The organism is Macrococcus bovicus (genome assembly GCF_030376725.1).
Taxonomy (GTDB): domain Bacteria; phylum Bacillota; class Bacilli; order Staphylococcales; family Staphylococcaceae; genus Macrococcus; species Macrococcus bovicus.
Window position 1 is genome coordinate 1,076,188 of sequence record NZ_CP128470.1, and the last position, 15,888, is coordinate 1,092,075.

The following is a 15,888-nucleotide window of genomic DNA, read 5'->3' on the forward strand; positions in this document are numbered from 1 at the left end:
AAGATGCTTAAAAATGACGCCATTCTTCATAGGCATGAAAGAGGTCATCAAATACGGATAGATTCATAGCCATCGTACCATAGTTTTCAATATAGTCGGATAATTCGTGATAAGACTGCGCCTGTTTAGGGAACATCAGGTCAGCAAAAACAGCCTCAGCAAACAGCCCTTCCGCATCATTCGAGCCTCTAAGCGTCAGGACATACTGATAGAAGGAATGGTCTTTCATTACTGCGCAACCACTTTTGCGACCGTTGTCTCTCCTCTGACCAATGAACCTTGCGCCACAATATCAAACTGCTCGACTACATCGCCATTCGTGATGATAATCGGCGAAATCGTAGAAGACGCCTTTTCCTTGATCAGACTGATATCAAACTCAAGCAGTTCGTCTCCTGCCTGAACTTTATCGCCGACGCTGACTTTTGTGTTAAAACCTTCGCCGTTCATGGCAACGGTCTCCAGCCCGACGTGAATCAGAATTTCAACGTCGTTGGCGGCTTTGACACCGATTGCATGCTTCGTCGGGAAGACATTGATGATTTCGCCGTCTACAGGTGAGACAACAAGGCCTTCTGACGGCTCAATGCCGAAACCATCACCCATCATTTTCTGAGCAAATACCGGGTCAGGAATCGATTCAATCTGCACATATTGCCCTGAAATCGGCGCTTTGATCTCGATATCTTTAGCGGCTTTCTCTTTACCGAATAGTTTTTTGAACATTAAAACCTCTCCTTAATGTTTAAAATGATTAACCATATCCTTATACCCTAATTCCTCGAGTTTATCATACGGGATAAACTGAATGGCCGCTGAGTTGATACAGTAGCGCAGACCCCCTGTTTCTTTCGGTCCATCATTGAAGACATGGCCTAAGTGACTGTTGGCACTTTCACTGCGGACTTCTGTCCGGAGCATACCGTGAGATTTATCGACAAGTTCAATAATCTCCTCATCGTTCAGTGCTTTGGAGAAGCTTGGCCAGCCGCAGCTTGAATCAAACTTCTCCTCAGAAGTGAAAAGAGGCTTGCCACTGATTTTGTCCACATAGATCCCTTTCTCAAAATGATTCCAGTATTCATTCTGGAAAGGGGGTTCTGTGCCGTTCTGCTGCGTCACGATATATTCCATCTCATTTAAATCATCAATCTTCTTTTTCAGCATCTGAATTCCCCCAATGTTTTTCGATGAACGCTTTACGGCCGGAACGTTCCTGGAAGTTCTGATAATGTGCCGGATCTTTCAGGTAATAATCCTGGTGGTAGTCTTCTGCAGGATAGAAGTTTTTATAAGGCAGAACCGGCGTCACAATTTTACCGCTGAAGATCTGTTTGGCGTCCAGTTCAGCAATCAATGCCTCTGCCGTCTCTTTCTGTTCTTCATCATGGTAAAAGATAGCAGGTTCATAACTTTCACCGCGGTCATAGAACTGACCTTTAGCATCAGTCGGATCAAAGGTCTTGAAGAATACTTCCAGTACTTCGCGGTAGGAAATGACCGCCTCATCAAACGTAATCTGGACAGCTTCTCTGTGGCCGGTTGTATTCGAACAAACTTCCTTATAGGTAGGATTCTCAACGTGTCCACCGCTATAGCCTGAAATCACACTTTCTACACCATCATACTGATGAAAGGGTTTAACGAGGCACCAGAAACAGCCGCCTGCAAGTGTTGCTTTTGTCATGAACTTCACTCCTCTTCTATTTTAAAATGCCAGCCCGACTGATCGATGGCGGTCAGCATCAGTTTCACGCCTGACAGCTGGACCGGTTCCAGCTGATAGTAGAAACATCGATGGGTCACGTCAAGCTCGACGCCGTCCGGCAGATCTCCGAACTGTCTGACAAGATTCAGCTTCTGCTTATCAGAGAGCTTGAGACCGGCAATTTCAATCTCTTCTATATCGAGTCTGAGTCTATTATCGCCAATCGCTACAGGTGTCGTCAAAATATTTGTTTCAATATTCAGACTAAGAAAGGTGGACTGCTGGTCAATCAGCAGTTTATCGCCTTTAAGTGTCAGCTTCATGTCCTCTGTGCCTCTCTCTGCAATAGCGCCCGCCACCAGTTTCGGTGGCAGCACTACGGAGCCGGCCTCTGACGTATCCTGAACTTTGATCGCCGGCGGTTCAGCGTTAAGCACTGTCATCAGATAGAGCATGGCGCCGATCAGCAGAACAGAGACTGCAACAGCATAGCCTTTAAGAACGAAGTGCTTCATCTATTCTCGCTCTGACCAGCTGTCCTACTTCGTCCAGGGAATGGTCATTGAAAACAGTGGCAGGTACAGGATCAAGCAGCTGAACTTTGACATGACCGGGCACCATGCGTTTACTGTTATATTTCTCCATAATGGCTGCCGTCCCCGAAATAGCCACAGGTACGATATCCACACCGGCAGATTTCGCTATTTTCAGTCCGCCTGCCTTGAATTCCTGCAGACCTTGACCTTTACTGCGATGCCCTTCCGGAAAAATCAGCAGATTATGGCCTTCTTTAAGAGAAGCGACACCGTCTTTAATCATCTGCAGACTGGAACGACGATTTGAACGGTCCAGATAAATACAGTTCAGCTGCATCATCCACTCATCCAGAAACGGGATATCCTTCACTTCAATTTTAGAGACAAAGCCGAATGGTTTGTCAATCGCATGCACGAGCACGGGAATGTCAAAGTTCCCCTCATGGTTGCTGATGAAGAGTACCGGTTTATCGTCATTGACGTTATGTCCAGTGACTTCAACTGTCACATCCGCGGAATCGAGAATCCGCCCTGCCCATTTTTTGGCCATCATCGTGATATAGGTGTCCTGCGCGTGCACAGTCGGCAATCTTTCTTTCTGGTTTTTCATGTGCTGAAGCTTCGTCGTTGCCAGTGCGGCATAACCGATAATAATACCCACTGTCCGTATTAATCTGAACATTATTTTCTCCTTACTAAATACATGAATTTATGAGGGACTGTGTTTTTGTCATCCATTTTGCCCTCTACTATAGATTTCACTTCAAATTCGTCGAATGTATAGGCCGGGAAGAAGGCATCTCCCTGATGCTTCTGCTCGATGACCGTCACATACATATCATCCACACGGTCTATCATCTGTTCATAGAGATTCTGGCCGCCGAAAATAAAGACGTGACCTTCCAGAGCCTCTATCTCCTCAAGCGAATGAATGACGGTGACACCTGGCGCTTCAAAAGACTCATCCCGTGTGAGGACCACGTTGCTGCGGTTAGGCAGCGGCTTGCCCAGTGACTTGAACGTGTTCTTGCCCATCACAATCGTATTGCCTGTCGTCAGTTCCTTGACATGCTTCAGATCAGCCGGCAGATGCCAGGGCATCTGGTTATCGAGTCCGATGACTCTGTTCTGGTCATGACATACAATTATAGATAACATCATATACTCCTTAGACGGCAATCGGCGCTTTGATAGCGGGATGTGCCTGATAGTTTTTGATTTCAAGGTCTTCATAGTCGATGTCGAACAAGGATTTATCCGTATGAATCTCCAGTGTCGGCGGCTCGTATGAATCCCGCGATAGCTGTTCGGTGACTGCAGCGATATGGTTGCTGTAGATGTGCGCGTCGCCGAACGTATGGACAAATTCCCCGACTTCAAGGCCGCATTCCTTGGCAACCAGATGGGTCAGCAGACTGTAGCTGGCGATGTTGAAAGGGACACCGAGAAAAATATCTGCACTCCGCTGATACAGCTGGCAGCTGAGCTTGCCCTCATTCACATAGAACTGGAACATCGTATGACAAGGCGGCAGTGCCATCGTCTCAATCTCACCGGGATTCCACGCGGACACAATATGACGTCTTGATGACGGATTTTTCTTGATGTTGTCAACGACGTCCTTCAGCTGATCGACCACCTTGCCGCCTGACTCAAAGTGGCGCCACTGCTTGCCGTACACATTGCCGAGGTCACCGTATTTCCGCATGAAATCGTCATCGTGCAGCACCTTATCCTTGAAAACAGCCAGTTGCTCCTGATACTCTCGGTTGAACGCAGCATCCGTCAGACTGCGGTGACCAAAGTCAGTCATATCAGGGCCGTCATAATCGCTGCTCTCAATCCATTTCTTGAAGGCCCACTCGTTCCAGATATTATTGTTATACTGCAGCAGGTAGCGGATGTTCGTATCGCCCCGGATGAACCAGATGAGTTCAGTCGCAATGAGCTTAAATGACACCTTCTTTGTCGTCAGTAGCGGAAAGCCTGCTGACAGATCAAAACGCATCTGATGACCGAATTTAGATAATGTCCCAGTATTCGTCCGGTCGTCCTTAGAACGGCCGGTCTTCAGCACTTCCTCGCACAGTTCATGGTATACTTGGTCAAATGAATTCATAGACGTCACCTCTTTTAAATTTGATGGGGATGGCTTATAATAAAGTTATTATGACGTGAAACGGGGGTTCTCACATGCAAGAAATGATGATTGTTTCAGGTTTATTCCTACTTTTAGCTTATATGATCAGTATGATGATCACTGAATAAGTCGCTCCGGCGGCTTTTTTTGATGCCGAAATGACTCTTGGTGCTCTTTCTGACCTTGACGTCAAAATCAAAGCGCTCAAAAAGCGGGCTTCTGAAATGTGCCTTCAAGATGAGGCAGCGGCTGTACTTTACTAGGTAGCGGATGAAATCTTCATTGCGGCTCTCCGGCAGCACGCGGTGCAGAACTGCCATCCCTGACTGCTGGTCTATCGTCTCTTCAAACATCGGATCGGTATAGACAATATCAGCAGCTTGCAGACACTCTGCGTCAGCGGTCCCGTAATGAAAGACAATTCTTTCCTGCAGTGCGGGATGATGCTGACCGATGCCCTCCGATATGACGAAATAAATAAGCGGATGGCGTTCAAACGCATGGAAGTGACTTTGTGTCAGGACACTGGCCATCAGGACAAGGTCATTCCCCATCCCCATCGTTGAATCCACAATAGTCAGCCGGTCACTTGTCTCCACCTGCATGATGTCTATCAAGGGTGGCATCTCATGCCGTCTTTCAAATGCCTTTATTTTGAAGCGGGTTGTATTCTCATGATAAACAATTTTGGAGTCGCTGTCGAAATAAAGCTGCGGCAGCTGATGACTGATGACAATGAGAGGGGTGGCATCCACCCTGAAGAAATCCCGGATGGTCTTCTTGCAGCGCGTTACGATTTCGACTTCGACCCCTATGGCGCGCAGCTTGCCGGCAGCCTGCTCGATATGTGAAAAAATCACATCATCTGTTTTGACAGGTGATGTGATTCTGACTTTAGTTGCAGTGTTCATCAAATGCGTCTTTAAGATCCATCGCTATTTCTTCGACATGGCGGCCTTCAATATGAAGTCTCGGCATGAAATAGACGAGTTCTTTACCTTTGAAGAGCGCCATTGAAGGACTTGACGGTTCCTGTCCGATATATTCACGCATTTTTGCGGTCGCTTCACGTTCCTGTCCCGCAAAGACCGTGACTGAATGATCCGGCTTATGGTCATTCTGAGTGGCCACTGCGACTGCTGCTGGACGGGCAAGACCAGCGGCACAGCCACAGACAGAGTTGACGACTACAAAAGTCGTCGCGTCTTCCTGGACCCCGTTAAAATAATCTTCCACTGCTTCAGGTGTCTCCAGACTGACAAAGCCTTCAGTTGTCAATTGTTCGCGCATCGGTCTTGCCATCTGCTTCATGTAATCTTCGTATGCATTCATTATTTTTCCTCCTTATTGCGGTTGGCAATCTGTTTCCAGACTGAGCCTACAGCCGCTTCACCTTTTTCTATTCGTTCTTTCGCCATGCGTGCCTGCAGGCTGACTTCAAATGCCGGATCGTCCAGATGCTCAGCCAGATAAGGCAGACTTGTCTCGTCGCCTTCATCATAAATGAACATCGCTGCACGCCATCTCACTGTTGCCTTAGAGTCATTCAGTGCTTCGTGCATGACAGGCAGGCTCTCCTTGAATCCAAGATCGCTGAGTGTATCACCTGCTGTACGTCTGACAGTCAGATTCTTATCCTGCATGGCTTCATGCAGCAAGGGCAGAACCTTGTCTGTTCCAATCATGCCGAGAAACACAATACCCAGTCGTCTGAGCTGGGGTTTCTCATCCTGCATTACAGCGGTAAGCAGCGGCAGATCCTCCTCTGTCGGTTCCGGAAAATGATCGAGCAGACGGTAGCGTGTCTGCCAGTCAGCGGCCTTGTATTCATCAAGTGTAAAGCGCTGCAGTTTTTTCGGCTGCACTTTGTAATCAAGTGCCAGTCCTTCAGTCACCAGCTCCTGCAGTCTTTGCGGCGGAAACAGGGCTTCTACTTCCTCCTGCACAGAGCTGATAATGTCTTCCACCTCACCATATCTGACCCCAAACGGCAGCCATTTACGCAGGAAGACGACGTTGTCATCCTCTTTCTGTGCACTCAGCATCGCATCAATAAAGCGGACATCCAGCTGCTTCCGCTTCTCACCTGACTGACTCTTCACTTTGATCTGATAAGGAATCTGCTTGAAAGTCAGCAGCTCAACCTGGTGCTCACCCGTATCGATCTGAATGACCGGCTCAGCATTTTCCGCAGCATCAAAGACCTGATTGATCTGGTTGATGAGTGTTTCCCATTCTGCTTGCGGCGCTTTATCGACCGCAATGAAATCGATGACATGGAAAACGGATTTCACCCCTTCAATCTCCAGCAGCTCATTGATGAAGGCAGGATTCTTCCGATCTATCTGGCGGTACGTCTGACTCTTATTATCGTCCCGCTTGAAATCGAGAACAATTTTCATCGTATTCGGACTCGGTGTCGGTTCTATTTTTATGATTTTCATCGTCTTCTCCTTATTGAAGATTATTGCCCCATTGCTTGATCTGCAGACCAACTGAGCATTTGGATATACAGTAATGATGCGCCTTCGTCTTGCTTTCCTGGCGCAGCGTTTGTTTAATCAGACATTGGTGACAATAATGGTCTTCAAGCTGATTGATTTTGTGGACGGTGTCAATCATCCTCATATTCTCACCTCATTCTTATTATAGGCACAAACAACTGGACTTTCAAACAGTCCGTCTACAAATAAAAGGGTTGTCTAAAGACGCTCCATCCCCTATAATTGTAAAGTTGAAATTTAAGAGAGGAGGTACACAGATGACAAATGAAATTTGGGCGGTTGTCGCCTTTCTCGCCACCTTCATCCTGCTTGTACTCATGTACCGTCTATACGGAAAGAATGGACTCTTCGTCTGGGTCGCTATCGGCACGGTCATCGCCAATATACAGGTGACAAAAACCGTTGAAATCTTCGGCATCACTGCAACCCTCGGCAATGTCTTATTCGCATCGATTTATCTGGCCACTGACCTGCTGAATGATATATACGGCCGTGCGACTGCCAAGAAAGCAGTATGGCTCGGTTTTGCATCTGTCATCGTCATGGTCGTCCTGATGTCTATCTCACTGGCCTTCACGCCGGCTGAGTCAGATATCGCCCAGGACAGCATGCAGACGCTCTTCGGCCTGGTGCCGAGAATTGCCATCGGTTCTATCATCGCCTATATTATCGGTCAGTATATCGATGTCTATATCTTCAACTGGATCAAGAAGCGCTTTTCAAGCGATCGGACATTCTACATCAGAGCTTACGGCAGCACCACCATCAGTTCCCTCATCGATACTGCATTATTCTCGATCATCGCATTCTACGGCGTTATGCCGGGTGCAGTAGTATTTGAGATCTTTGTGACGACCTACTTATTCAAGCTGATGACTACACTCCTGAACGTTCCGTTCGGCTATATCGCGAAATCCTTCGCCAAGGACGTCGACTGATATGGCGCAGATCTTCATCGATGCGGCGACCAGACAGAATCCTTTTGAATCAAGTATCGGTTACGTCATTAAGACAGATGACTCAGTACTTGAATTCGGACAGTATTTAGGTGAGATGGAGAACCACGAAGCGGAATGGAACAGTCTGATTGAAGCGTTGAAGCAGGCACTGGCACTGAATATCACATCCGTCATCCTGAAATCAGATTCCAGGATTGTCGTTGATTCCATCAATAAGAACTTCGTCAAGAACCCTAAGTTCAAGCCCTACCTTAAAGCCTATCAGCAATTAGAAAAGAAATTTGATTTACTCATCATCGACTGGATACCCCGTGATCAGAACAAACATGCAGATCACGTGGCCAGATATTATCTTAAACAGCAATAGGACGCCGAGGCGTCCTATTTTTATTTATTAGCATTTGGCTGCGCTATCTACAGTTTCATCAAATAGTTCCTCGCGACTTTCAGCTCATGCTGATCACATACTTCACACATTTTTACTGTATCAGTCACGTATGGCATGCTGTTTTTGATCTCCTCATAATTCAGCGGCACTTCTGTATGGATGGCTGCGAGCTTTAGGCTCATCATCAAGTCATCGTGATACGTCTCAATTTTAGTCTGCTGTCCTTTTGGCAGTTCATGTGTATGGTCTACTGCATTAGCGACTGTGCCGTACTGCTGGATGAGCTTGATGGCTGTCTTCTCACCGATGCCTTTGACACCCGGATAGCCGTCTGCCGTGTCACCCATAAAGGCTTTGACATCGACCAGCTGCCCGGGTTCCAGGCCGTATTCTTCCCTGAACCGGGCTTTAGTATAGACATTATATTCTGTGAAGCCTTTCTTGATGAGCCAGACTTCGATGCGGTCGTCTAAGAGCTGCAGCAGGTCTTTATCACCGCTGACGATTTTAATGTGATAGTCACCTTCCAGCTGCTTGGCGATCGTACCGATGACGTCATCCGCTTCATAGTTGCGGACACCGATATTATGAAACCCGAGCTCCTGAGACACTTGCTGCACATGAGCGAACTGCGGGCTCATCTCATCTGGCGGTGCAACGCGATGTGCTTTATAGGTCTCTGATATGTCGTTACGGAAAGTGGTGGCACCCATATCCCAGGCGATGATAACGTGATGTGCCTTCGTGTCTCGTACTGCTGTGGCCACATGCCTGATGAAGCCCTGCACGCCGTTTGTCGGAATGCCCTTACTGTTACGCATGAACTGCTGGTGCATTGCTGTCGCATAGTAATGACGGAATAAGAGTGCCATCCCGTCGACTATTAGTAAATTCTCCATATTAACCTCTCTCTATGTCCTCTGGATGATGGAAGATCCACTCCGAATAACTGCCGGGGTATAACTTCACTTTTTGATCTGCTGCTCTCAGTGCTGCATAGACGGGTGTCGCTGACAGTCCCGAGCCGCAGTAGACGATGGCATTGTCAGTAGCCGGCAGCTGGTCATCAAACACTTTCTCATAAGGGAAATTGACGGCGCCCGGAATTCTGCCCGGCTGCACATCAATCGGCTCCTCCTCTCCCAGGAAGCGCTTGTTCGCACGTGCATCCAGGAGAGTGGCAGTGGTATGCCTCACTTCATCACGGCTGGCAATCAAGTCCTGATTGATGCGGGGCTGTTCACTATTTCTTAGTGCTTCCAGCTGCCGGATATCTTCCATTCGCAGATCGCCTGACGTCTTCGCAATGGTCGATTCATCGTATGACTGCTTCAATACCAGACAGTTGATATCCAGTAGGTCACACAGGAAAAAGAAACGCGTCGCCATAAAGCCTTTTGCCACGTCATAGGCGACAGGTATCCGGCCGGCGCTGTACTGGTCGATGAACGACTTGACGAGTGCCATATCAGGCAGCGGGTGTCGTCCTTCCTCCGGCTTATTCTTGTCATAGAGCACCGGATAGCTCGGCACAAAGATGGCATGTTCAATATGCTGTTCATTATAGGCTGCCAGACTCTTCTCCAGATCATCCATCACATTCCGGCAGTCAAACAACTGATGCTTGCTGTAATCCAGTTCCTCTTCATCTATCCATACTTGCATATGATCCCTCCATCACCTGTCTGATTTCATTGACGACTGTCTCGTCTATAATATGCTGTTCCCGCTCTGCAATATCTGTCATCAGCTCCTCGTTATACGTGTCCCATTCTGCGGCCACTTCAGGTTCACGCTCACTAAGTGCGGTCTTGATAATCTGACTGAAGTGCTGCAGTTTTTCCTCCAGTCGCGTCATCGACTCAGCATGAATGGCCTCATACAAAGCTTCAAGAGATTCTTTTCTGCTCAGATTTCTGTTCGTCACCTTGATCTTAAGAGGCTCAAGTCTTGCGTCCATATATTGCTGGCCGACCGGCAGGAGCCTGATATCATCCAGGGCGACTATCAGCTGCTGCTCAGCCAGTGTCTGTCTGATGACTGCTGTCTGGTTGATGAGTGACTGATTGAAGATATAGTTCAGCCGCGGCACAATCATGGAGCCCTCATCTTCAAGCTTATTGGCCAGTTCACCGATGTAGCCGGATTCGTCCACCTGACGCTTATTGAAATAAATCTTAATGAGGTCATACAGCTGGATGCGGAAGCGGTCCTTCATAAAGGTCAGCTGCTCGTTCAGCTCCTGCTGCACTTTATCAAGTCCCTGCTGCACATGACCAGGTATGAACGGCGGTTCTTTTTTCAGTTCTGCATAATATGTGCGACGGGCCGCTTCCTCCCGTCTCGCTTCTTCTGCGTGACTGACAATATACTGCGCCTGTGCCTCAAGCTGCTTAACGCCATTCTCAAACTGCGTCATTTTCTGCTGGCGGCTGTCCACATCCGCAAAATGCTGGATGGCAGCCACGAACTCATTGAACTGCTCATCTCTTCTGACGAGTGCCTGCTTACTTGAGACACCGAACAGCGCAGAATCTACATTCAGCTGACTGAGCTCAGAATCGAAGTAATCTCTCACCTGCTCCAGTTCCGCTTCACTGCGTGCAAGGTCAGTCGCATTGATGACGTAGAAAGTCTCACTGTCTGCACTTAAAATCTGCAGGTCCGCCAGATATTTGATGAACTGCTTGTCGTTCTCCGTGAAGACATGATTGAAATAGGAGACGTAGATCAAGAGATCACTGTCCGCGATGATCTCCGTCGTCTCATTCGTATGACGCATATTCGTTGAGCCGATGCCCGGCGAGTCGATGATCACTTTATCCTTCAGGAAGTCAATCTCATACTGCAGATACAGCCGGTCAACGAAGGCAGAATGTGAATCGACCGCCGAATACATCTCAATTTCATCATCCTGTATCTCTTTCATGCTGCCTTCCCTCAGAACGGGCAGGTAATGGGCATAGTTCGTGTTCAGTGCCTCGATGAACTTCTTGAACTGATGATCCAGCTCAGGCTGCTGTTTATTGTAGAGTCTAAGCCAGGTGTCTACATCATCTGCTTCAATACCGATTGTCCGGCCGATTTTATTCAGTTCATTGAGCAGCATCTCGACCGACTTGAACTTCACTTGATGGGTATGGCCGTAGCTGAGTTCAGTGATGGCCGCTGTCGTCGGATTCGGTGAAGAGATTAAATAGTGGTCGCCAAGGAGTGCATTGATCAGTGAACTTTTCCCCGCGCTGAAAGCACCGAAGACCACAATACGTGTCACGTCATGCTGGATGCGCGCCAATTGTTTATGCAGACGGGCAGTCATATCACTGAAATAACTGATCTGACTGAATGTCTCAAGCTGTTTGACGGCCTCTTCCAGATGACTCTCCTTCCGCTCCAACTGTCTTCTTTCCTGTTTTCTTATTTGCTGCTGATCCATCAGTTCAAGCGTCACTTTTGTCCGGTCAATCAGGCGGTCAATCGATTCATCGACATGAATATAATAGTGACGATAGTTTTCAGTCGTCAGTGAGTCAATCAGCTCATTCAGCATATCGTAACGTGCCAGCAGATCTGCCGACTCATTTGCCGCTGGATTTAATTTGGACACATTTAGATTTTTTATGAACATTTCGATATAAGGTCTGTTCTCCCGTACGACTGCCTGCTCCACATATTTCTTTAACTGGTCGGTATAATTCAGGACATAATCCTGTGTCACCATCGCCTGATTATTCATCAGTGACACCAGGTCCTCCGCCTGCAGCGCAAACGTATAATGTCTGATCTCATGCAGCCACTCTCCTGACGTATACTTCGCATGCTGGTCATAGAGTGCACGGATATGGAAATTGACCTGCTTATCTATCGAGTCATTCAAGTCGCTAAGGACAGCCGTCATCTGCTGATTCCGTATTTCCTGTCTTTTCTTGTCCTTGCCGAAGAAGCCGCCCACTTTATAGTCCGGTGAATAGACTTCCAGCAGTGTCTTGATTTCTTCGCGGATCTCAAAAGGAATGAGATAAGCGTTCTTCAGAATGCTGCGGATACTCGCAAGAAAATAGTTTTCAGTGGATTCAGCTGTCTCGAAAAGAGCCTGTTCCTCTGTCAGGGACTGCGTCTCCAGAATGGCTGCACGCTGTGATTCTATAGAGGACGCGTCCAGTTCCAGCTCGTCCAGTATGCCCTGCTGTTCAGCCTGCAGGAAAGCGAGCTGCTCAGTGGTGATATAGTGTGTGATCCGGTCAAAGAAGGTCTCATGACTCTCCGCTACGAGGTCACTACTGAACAACAAAGCTTTCAGCTCATTGACTTGATTAAGTTCATGCGGATAAATAGAGGTGAACAGCATGTTCTCCACTTCAATTCCCCAAGTGTCCAGATTCTGCCGGATGGATGCTTCAAAATCAGTGAGACTGATTTCATTCTCATCGTGCTTATCGATCTGATTGATGACGAAGATAAGCGGCATTCCCAGACTATTCAGGCGCTTCATCTCCTTAAAGTTCTTCTCCGACTCCACATGATTATATTCAACTGTATAGACGATGACATCACTCGTGAGGAGATACTTCATCGTATTCGCTTCATGGTTACTGAAAGTGGCATCAATACCGGGCGTGTCCTGCAGTGTCAGTCCAAGCGGCAGGTCTTGACTGGTTTTCCTGACTTCGACTGATTCAATCCGCTGATTCTCGGTATTGATTTTCTTGACTGCGTCATAATCAGTTACGACAGCATATTCCTGCTTCTCAAGATTGACGATGATTTCTTCCTGCTCAGCGATCGTAATCTGCGCTGAGTTACTGGTCGTCGGTACCGGAGAGCTCGGCAGAATATCTTCCCCTAACAGATGATTGATCAGAGAAGACTTGCCTGACGAGAAATGTCCGATGAAACTGATGATCCGTTTGTCCTTATAGACTTTCTTGATGACTTCATTGATCTGTCCGACAAGCAGTGTATGATCCGATTTCTCTACTTCTTTCTTTAGTTTATATAGCTGATCGATCTGGTCTTTTTTATTCATAGTAATCCCCTTTTGTGAACAATATAACAAATTTTGCGAAGTGTGATATTTATCACATTATTAATCGGCCTTCTTTATTATTATAAAGAAAGAAAAGTTAATTAGAAAGGACGGAAGGACATGGCTAAAGATAAAGATCAGATTCAAGCGGAGCAGCAGGAACTGGCACCTGAATACGATTCACACGATGATCTGGATCTGCGCGGGACAATGATCTCAGTTTTAACATTAGGTGCTATCTTTGTAGTGTTATGGTTTTCAATCTTTATTCTATTCATCGAACGTATTTAAGGAGGGGTTATTGTGCATAAGTTAGAGAAAATCTGGTTAGGGCTCGGGATGGGGTCACTTGTTTTATTCCTCGTTATTATATTAGTCCAGGCCATCCATTTAGGTCACGAGCCAGCTGCAAGTGGCGGCGAATATGTCGATCCGGAGCTTGTAGACAAACATGAAACATTCAAAAATCCAGGATTACATAAGGTGGAAGGTAAAGACTGGGATTATGAACTGGTCTTTGTCGTTTCAGCATTCAACTATAATCCGGGTAACGTAGAAATTCCTAAAGGGGCTAAAGTGAAAATCATCGCAACTTCCAAAGACGTTAACCACGGTTTTGAAATTGCACACACAAACGTGAACTTCATGGTGGTGCCCGGCCATATCAGTACATTCACAAAGACATTTGATAAAAAAGGTGAATATCTCCTTCTTTGTAATGAATATTGCGGAATGGGCCACGCTGATATGAAATCCAACATTAAGGTGGTTGATAAAAAATGAGCGAAGTAATCTATAGAAGTGATGCGAGCGAGCATCATCACTACCGCAAGCATCAGGTATTTGAGATCAATGAAAAAGAAGATAACAAACGTCTGGATCCAAAAGATGCCAAGCTGGTTATGGCGCATATGTATGTCGCTATCGTCTGCTTGATTATCGGCGGTCTTGCCGGTCTTGTTCAGACGCTTGTCCGTTCCGGTACATTGGAATTACCGGCAGGCATCGGTTACTATCAGATCCTGACCGTTCATGGTATTATCCTGGCACTTGTTCTGACCACGTTCTTCATCATGGGCTTTCAGATCTCAGCTGTCTCAAGAACAACCGGTACCTTCTCGCCTCTAGCACGCCGTTTAGGCTGGACCGGCTTCTGGGTGATGCTGATCGGAACAGCGATGGCAGCGACGATGGTCCTGCTTAACAAAGCGACTGTTCTCTATACATTCTATGCTCCGCTGCAGGCGCACGTGATCTTCTATGTCGGTATGGCACTAGTGATTGTCGGCTCCTGGATTTCGGCAGCCGGTCAGATGATGGGTTACTTCCGTTACAGAAAAGAGCATAAAGGTCAGAAAACACCTTTAATCAGTTATATGGCGACCATCAACAACGTCATGTGGATTGTCTGCTCTATCGGTGTCGCACTCACTGTTCTTCTGCAGATGATTCCTTGGTCACTCGGTCTCGTAGAACGTATCGACGTCACACTGAGCCGCACGCTCTTCTGGTATTTCGGTCACGCACTTGTCTATTTCTGGTTGTTACCTGCTTACATGTCCTGGTATGCAGTCGTGCCGAAAATTATCGGCACGAAAGCATTCTCTGATAACCTGGCTCGTTTTGCTTTCATGCTCTTCCTGTTCTTCTCGATTCCGGTCGGTATCCATCACCAGTTAGTGGAACCGGGTATCGAAGCGACATGGAAATATGTTCAAGTGGTTTTAACATTCATGGTTGTCATTCCGTCACTTATGACTGCCTTCAGTCTCTTCGCAACCTTTGAGACATACGGCCGTAGAACCGGTGCAAAAGGACTGCTCGGCTGGCTGAAAACATTACCATGGAACGATGCACGTTTCGTCCTGCCCTTCATCGGAATGGCTGCCTTTATTCCAGGCGGTGCCGGTGGTTTAGTCAACGCTTCTGCACAGATGGACCAGGTCGTTCATAATACCATCTGGATTACCGGTCACTTCCATTTAACAGTGGCGACTGCCGTCATCCTGACATTCTTCGGCACGATGTACTGGCTGATTCCGCACTGCACGGGTCGTGTCTTAACAAAACAGCTGAATAAGCTTGCATTGATTCAAGGCTATATGTGGGCACTCGGTATGTCCATCATGTCTGGTGCGATGCACTTCATCGGATTATTTGGTGCACCACGTCGCTCAACTTATTCAGAGTACGGCGGTTCAAAAGTCGCTGCTGAGTGGATTCCTTACCAGATCATTCAGGCAATCGGCGGTACCATTCTTTTCGTCTCCATTATCTTAGTCGTCATCATCTTTATCAGACTGGCATTCTTCGCGCCAAAAGGACATGAACCTTACCCTATCTCAACAGCGATGGATGAACATTTACCAACGACTAAACTGGTTGAGAACTGGAAGTTCCTGCTGGTCGTTACAATCGCATTAATCTTAATTGCATATACTATTCCAGTCAGTCAGATGTTTATTGATCCACCGCCAGGCGCTAAAGGCTTCGGTGAAGGTAAACTCTGGTAACCCAAACTCCCTGCGGGGAGTTTTTCTTTTGCCTTAAATGAAAAGTATCCATAAAATATAACTTAAAGTTTACATAACATAGTTATATTAATTAAAAAGACAAAAAAATGAGAT

Annotated in this window: 21 protein-coding genes; 6 read left to right on the top strand and 15 right to left on the bottom strand. The window is 47.0% G+C overall.

The window, feature by feature from the left end:
- Window positions 1-7 precede the first annotated feature (7 nt).
- From QSV55_RS05810 to QSV55_RS11400, 12 genes are all read right to left on the bottom strand, one after another.
- The gene (locus QSV55_RS05810) at window positions 8-229 is read right to left on the bottom strand and encodes a YozE family protein (protein ID WP_133450623.1); all 222 of its coding nucleotides are present in this window, start codon (window positions 227-229) and stop codon (window positions 8-10) included.
- On the bottom strand, window positions 229-726 hold the full coding sequence (locus tag QSV55_RS05815; protein WP_289649474.1) for a PTS sugar transporter subunit IIA: 498 nt from the start codon (window positions 724-726) through the stop codon (window positions 229-231). Before QSV55_RS05815 ends, QSV55_RS05810 begins: the two co-directional genes overlap by 1 nt.
- A gap of 12 nt (window positions 727-738) precedes the next feature.
- Window positions 739-1,167 (bottom strand): peptide-methionine (R)-S-oxide reductase MsrB, encoded by a 429-nt coding sequence (gene msrB, locus QSV55_RS05820; protein WP_289649475.1) that lies wholly within the window; start codon window positions 1,165-1,167, stop codon window positions 739-741.
- Window positions 1,148-1,687 (bottom strand): peptide-methionine (S)-S-oxide reductase MsrA, encoded by a 540-nt coding sequence (gene msrA, locus QSV55_RS05825; RefSeq protein ID WP_289649476.1) that lies wholly within the window; start codon window positions 1,685-1,687, stop codon window positions 1,148-1,150. The genes msrB and msrA overlap by 20 nt, the downstream gene beginning before the upstream one ends.
- A gap of 5 nt (window positions 1,688-1,692) precedes the next feature.
- Entirely contained in the window at window positions 1,693-2,223 is a 531-nt protein-coding gene (locus QSV55_RS05830; protein WP_289649477.1) for a hypothetical protein, read from the bottom strand.
- Window positions 2,204-2,926, bottom strand: coding sequence for a lysophospholipid acyltransferase family protein (locus QSV55_RS05835; RefSeq protein WP_289649478.1), 723 nt, complete (start codon window positions 2,924-2,926; stop codon window positions 2,204-2,206). Before QSV55_RS05835 ends, QSV55_RS05830 begins: the two co-directional genes overlap by 20 nt.
- On the bottom strand, window positions 2,926-3,405 hold the full coding sequence (locus tag QSV55_RS05840) for a dihydrofolate reductase (protein ID WP_289649479.1): 480 nt from the start codon (window positions 3,403-3,405) through the stop codon (window positions 2,926-2,928). The genes QSV55_RS05835 and QSV55_RS05840 overlap by 1 nt, the downstream gene beginning before the upstream one ends.
- A 7-nt stretch (window positions 3,406-3,412) precedes the next feature.
- Entirely contained in the window at window positions 3,413-4,363 is a 951-nt protein-coding gene (locus QSV55_RS05845; RefSeq protein WP_133450630.1) for a thymidylate synthase, read from the bottom strand.
- 113 nt (window positions 4,364-4,476) lie between these two features.
- The gene (locus tag QSV55_RS05850) at window positions 4,477-5,295 is read right to left on the bottom strand and encodes a class I SAM-dependent methyltransferase (RefSeq protein WP_289649480.1); all 819 of its coding nucleotides are present in this window, start codon (window positions 5,293-5,295) and stop codon (window positions 4,477-4,479) included.
- Window positions 5,279-5,716, bottom strand: a complete 438-nt coding sequence (brxA, locus tag QSV55_RS05855) for a bacilliredoxin BrxA (RefSeq protein WP_289649481.1) — start codon at window positions 5,714-5,716, stop codon at window positions 5,279-5,281. The genes QSV55_RS05850 and brxA overlap by 17 nt, the downstream gene beginning before the upstream one ends.
- Entirely contained in the window at window positions 5,716-6,828 is a 1,113-nt protein-coding gene (locus QSV55_RS05860; RefSeq protein ID WP_289649482.1) for a virulence factor, read from the bottom strand. The genes brxA and QSV55_RS05860 overlap by 1 nt, the downstream gene beginning before the upstream one ends.
- Window positions 6,829-6,838: 10 nt before the next feature.
- Entirely contained in the window at window positions 6,839-6,949 is a 111-nt protein-coding gene (locus QSV55_RS11400; protein ID WP_434784216.1) for a zinc-finger domain-containing protein, read from the bottom strand.
- Here QSV55_RS11400 and QSV55_RS11405 point away from each other — a divergent pair.
- The 3 genes from QSV55_RS11405 to QSV55_RS05875 all read left to right on the top strand — a co-directional run bounded on the left by QSV55_RS11405 (window position 6,902) and on the right by QSV55_RS05875 (window position 8,214).
- Window positions 6,902-7,036 carry a hypothetical protein gene (locus QSV55_RS11405; RefSeq protein ID WP_434784221.1) on the top strand — a complete coding sequence of 45 codons (135 nt, stop codon included), beginning with the start codon at window positions 6,902-6,904 and terminating at the stop codon, window positions 7,034-7,036. The two genes, QSV55_RS11400 and QSV55_RS11405, sit on opposite strands and share 48 nt — an antisense overlap.
- Before the next feature lie 109 nt (window positions 7,037-7,145).
- Complete coding sequence (locus QSV55_RS05870; RefSeq protein WP_133450635.1) at window positions 7,146-7,826, top strand: queuosine precursor transporter; 681 nt, start codon at window positions 7,146-7,148, stop codon at window positions 7,824-7,826.
- Between the two features lies 1 nt (window position 7,827).
- A complete protein-coding gene (locus tag QSV55_RS05875) occupies window positions 7,828-8,214 on the top strand; it encodes a ribonuclease HI family protein (protein ID WP_289649483.1) in 387 nt (128 codons plus the stop codon).
- Window positions 8,215-8,261: 47 nt separating this feature from the next.
- Here QSV55_RS05875 and QSV55_RS05880 read toward each other — a convergent pair whose 3' ends face one another.
- From QSV55_RS05880 to QSV55_RS05890, 3 genes are read right to left on the bottom strand one after another with little or no spacing between them, the layout of a single operon-like run.
- On the bottom strand, window positions 8,262-9,134 hold the full coding sequence (locus QSV55_RS05880) for a 5'-3' exonuclease (protein WP_289649484.1): 873 nt from the start codon (window positions 9,132-9,134) through the stop codon (window positions 8,262-8,264).
- A 1-nt stretch (window position 9,135) separates the two neighbouring features.
- The gene (locus tag QSV55_RS05885; RefSeq protein WP_289649485.1) at window positions 9,136-9,900 is read right to left on the bottom strand and encodes a sulfurtransferase; all 765 of its coding nucleotides are present in this window, start codon (window positions 9,898-9,900) and stop codon (window positions 9,136-9,138) included.
- Window positions 9,881-13,261 (bottom strand): dynamin family protein, encoded by a 3,381-nt coding sequence (locus QSV55_RS05890; protein ID WP_289649486.1) that lies wholly within the window; start codon window positions 13,259-13,261, stop codon window positions 9,881-9,883. Before QSV55_RS05890 ends, QSV55_RS05885 begins: the two co-directional genes overlap by 20 nt.
- Window positions 13,262-13,381: 120 nt before the next feature.
- Between QSV55_RS05890 and QSV55_RS05895 the strand changes: the two genes are divergently transcribed.
- The 3 genes from QSV55_RS05895 (at window position 13,382) to QSV55_RS05905 (ending at window position 15,774) form a co-directional block, all read left to right on the top strand.
- On the top strand, window positions 13,382-13,552 hold the full coding sequence (locus tag QSV55_RS05895) for a cytochrome c oxidase subunit 2A (protein WP_289649487.1): 171 nt from the start codon (window positions 13,382-13,384) through the stop codon (window positions 13,550-13,552).
- Window positions 13,553-13,564: 12 nt separating this feature from the next.
- Window positions 13,565-14,044, top strand: a complete 480-nt coding sequence (locus QSV55_RS05900) for a cupredoxin domain-containing protein (protein ID WP_208001489.1) — start codon at window positions 13,565-13,567, stop codon at window positions 14,042-14,044.
- Window positions 14,045-14,163: 119 nt separating this feature from the next.
- Complete coding sequence (locus QSV55_RS05905; RefSeq protein ID WP_289651056.1) at window positions 14,164-15,774, top strand: b(o/a)3-type cytochrome-c oxidase subunit 1; 1,611 nt, start codon at window positions 14,164-14,166, stop codon at window positions 15,772-15,774.
- Window positions 15,775-15,888 lie beyond the last annotated feature (114 nt).

Bases quoted from the DNA above. Each gene is read 5' to 3' on its own strand.
- QSV55_RS05810 (WP_133450623.1), bottom strand. From the start codon at position 229: ATGAAAGACCATTCCTTCTATCAGTATGTCCTGACGCTTAGAGGCTCG.
- QSV55_RS05815 (WP_289649474.1), bottom strand. From the start codon at position 726: ATGTTCAAAAAACTATTCGGTAAAGAGAAAGCCGCTAAAGATATCGAG.
- msrB (WP_289649475.1), bottom strand. From the start codon at position 1,167: ATGCTGAAAAAGAAGATTGATGATTTAAATGAGATGGAATATATCGTG.
- msrA (WP_289649476.1), bottom strand. From the start codon at position 1,687: ATGACAAAAGCAACACTTGCAGGCGGCTGTTTCTGGTGCCTCGTTAAA.
- QSV55_RS05830 (WP_289649477.1), bottom strand. From the start codon at position 2,223: ATGAAGCACTTCGTTCTTAAAGGCTATGCTGTTGCAGTCTCTGTTCTG.
- QSV55_RS05835 (WP_289649478.1), bottom strand. From the start codon at position 2,926: ATGTTCAGATTAATACGGACAGTGGGTATTATTATCGGTTATGCCGCA.
- QSV55_RS05840 (WP_289649479.1), bottom strand. From the start codon at position 3,405: ATGATGTTATCTATAATTGTATGTCATGACCAGAACAGAGTCATCGGA.
- QSV55_RS05845 (WP_133450630.1), bottom strand. From the start codon at position 4,363: ATGAATTCATTTGACCAAGTATACCATGAACTGTGCGAGGAAGTGCTG.
- QSV55_RS05850 (WP_289649480.1), bottom strand. From the start codon at position 5,295: ATGAACACTGCAACTAAAGTCAGAATCACATCACCTGTCAAAACAGAT.
- brxA (WP_289649481.1), bottom strand. From the start codon at position 5,716: ATGAATGCATACGAAGATTACATGAAGCAGATGGCAAGACCGATGCGC.
- QSV55_RS05860 (WP_289649482.1), bottom strand. From the start codon at position 6,828: ATGAAAATCATAAAAATAGAACCGACACCGAGTCCGAATACGATGAAA.
- QSV55_RS11405 (WP_434784221.1), top strand. From the start codon at position 6,902: ATGATGCGCCTTCGTCTTGCTTTCCTGGCGCAGCGTTTGTTTAATCAG.
- QSV55_RS05870 (WP_133450635.1), top strand. From the start codon at position 7,146: ATGACAAATGAAATTTGGGCGGTTGTCGCCTTTCTCGCCACCTTCATC.
- QSV55_RS05875 (WP_289649483.1), top strand. From the start codon at position 7,828: ATGGCGCAGATCTTCATCGATGCGGCGACCAGACAGAATCCTTTTGAA.
- QSV55_RS05880 (WP_289649484.1), bottom strand. From the start codon at position 9,134: ATGGAGAATTTACTAATAGTCGACGGGATGGCACTCTTATTCCGTCAT.
- QSV55_RS05885 (WP_289649485.1), bottom strand. From the start codon at position 9,900: ATGCAAGTATGGATAGATGAAGAGGAACTGGATTACAGCAAGCATCAG.
- QSV55_RS05890 (WP_289649486.1), bottom strand. From the start codon at position 13,261: ATGAATAAAAAAGACCAGATCGATCAGCTATATAAACTAAAGAAAGAA.
- QSV55_RS05895 (WP_289649487.1), top strand. From the start codon at position 13,382: ATGGCTAAAGATAAAGATCAGATTCAAGCGGAGCAGCAGGAACTGGCA.
- QSV55_RS05905 (WP_289651056.1), top strand. From the start codon at position 14,164: ATGGCGCATATGTATGTCGCTATCGTCTGCTTGATTATCGGCGGTCTT.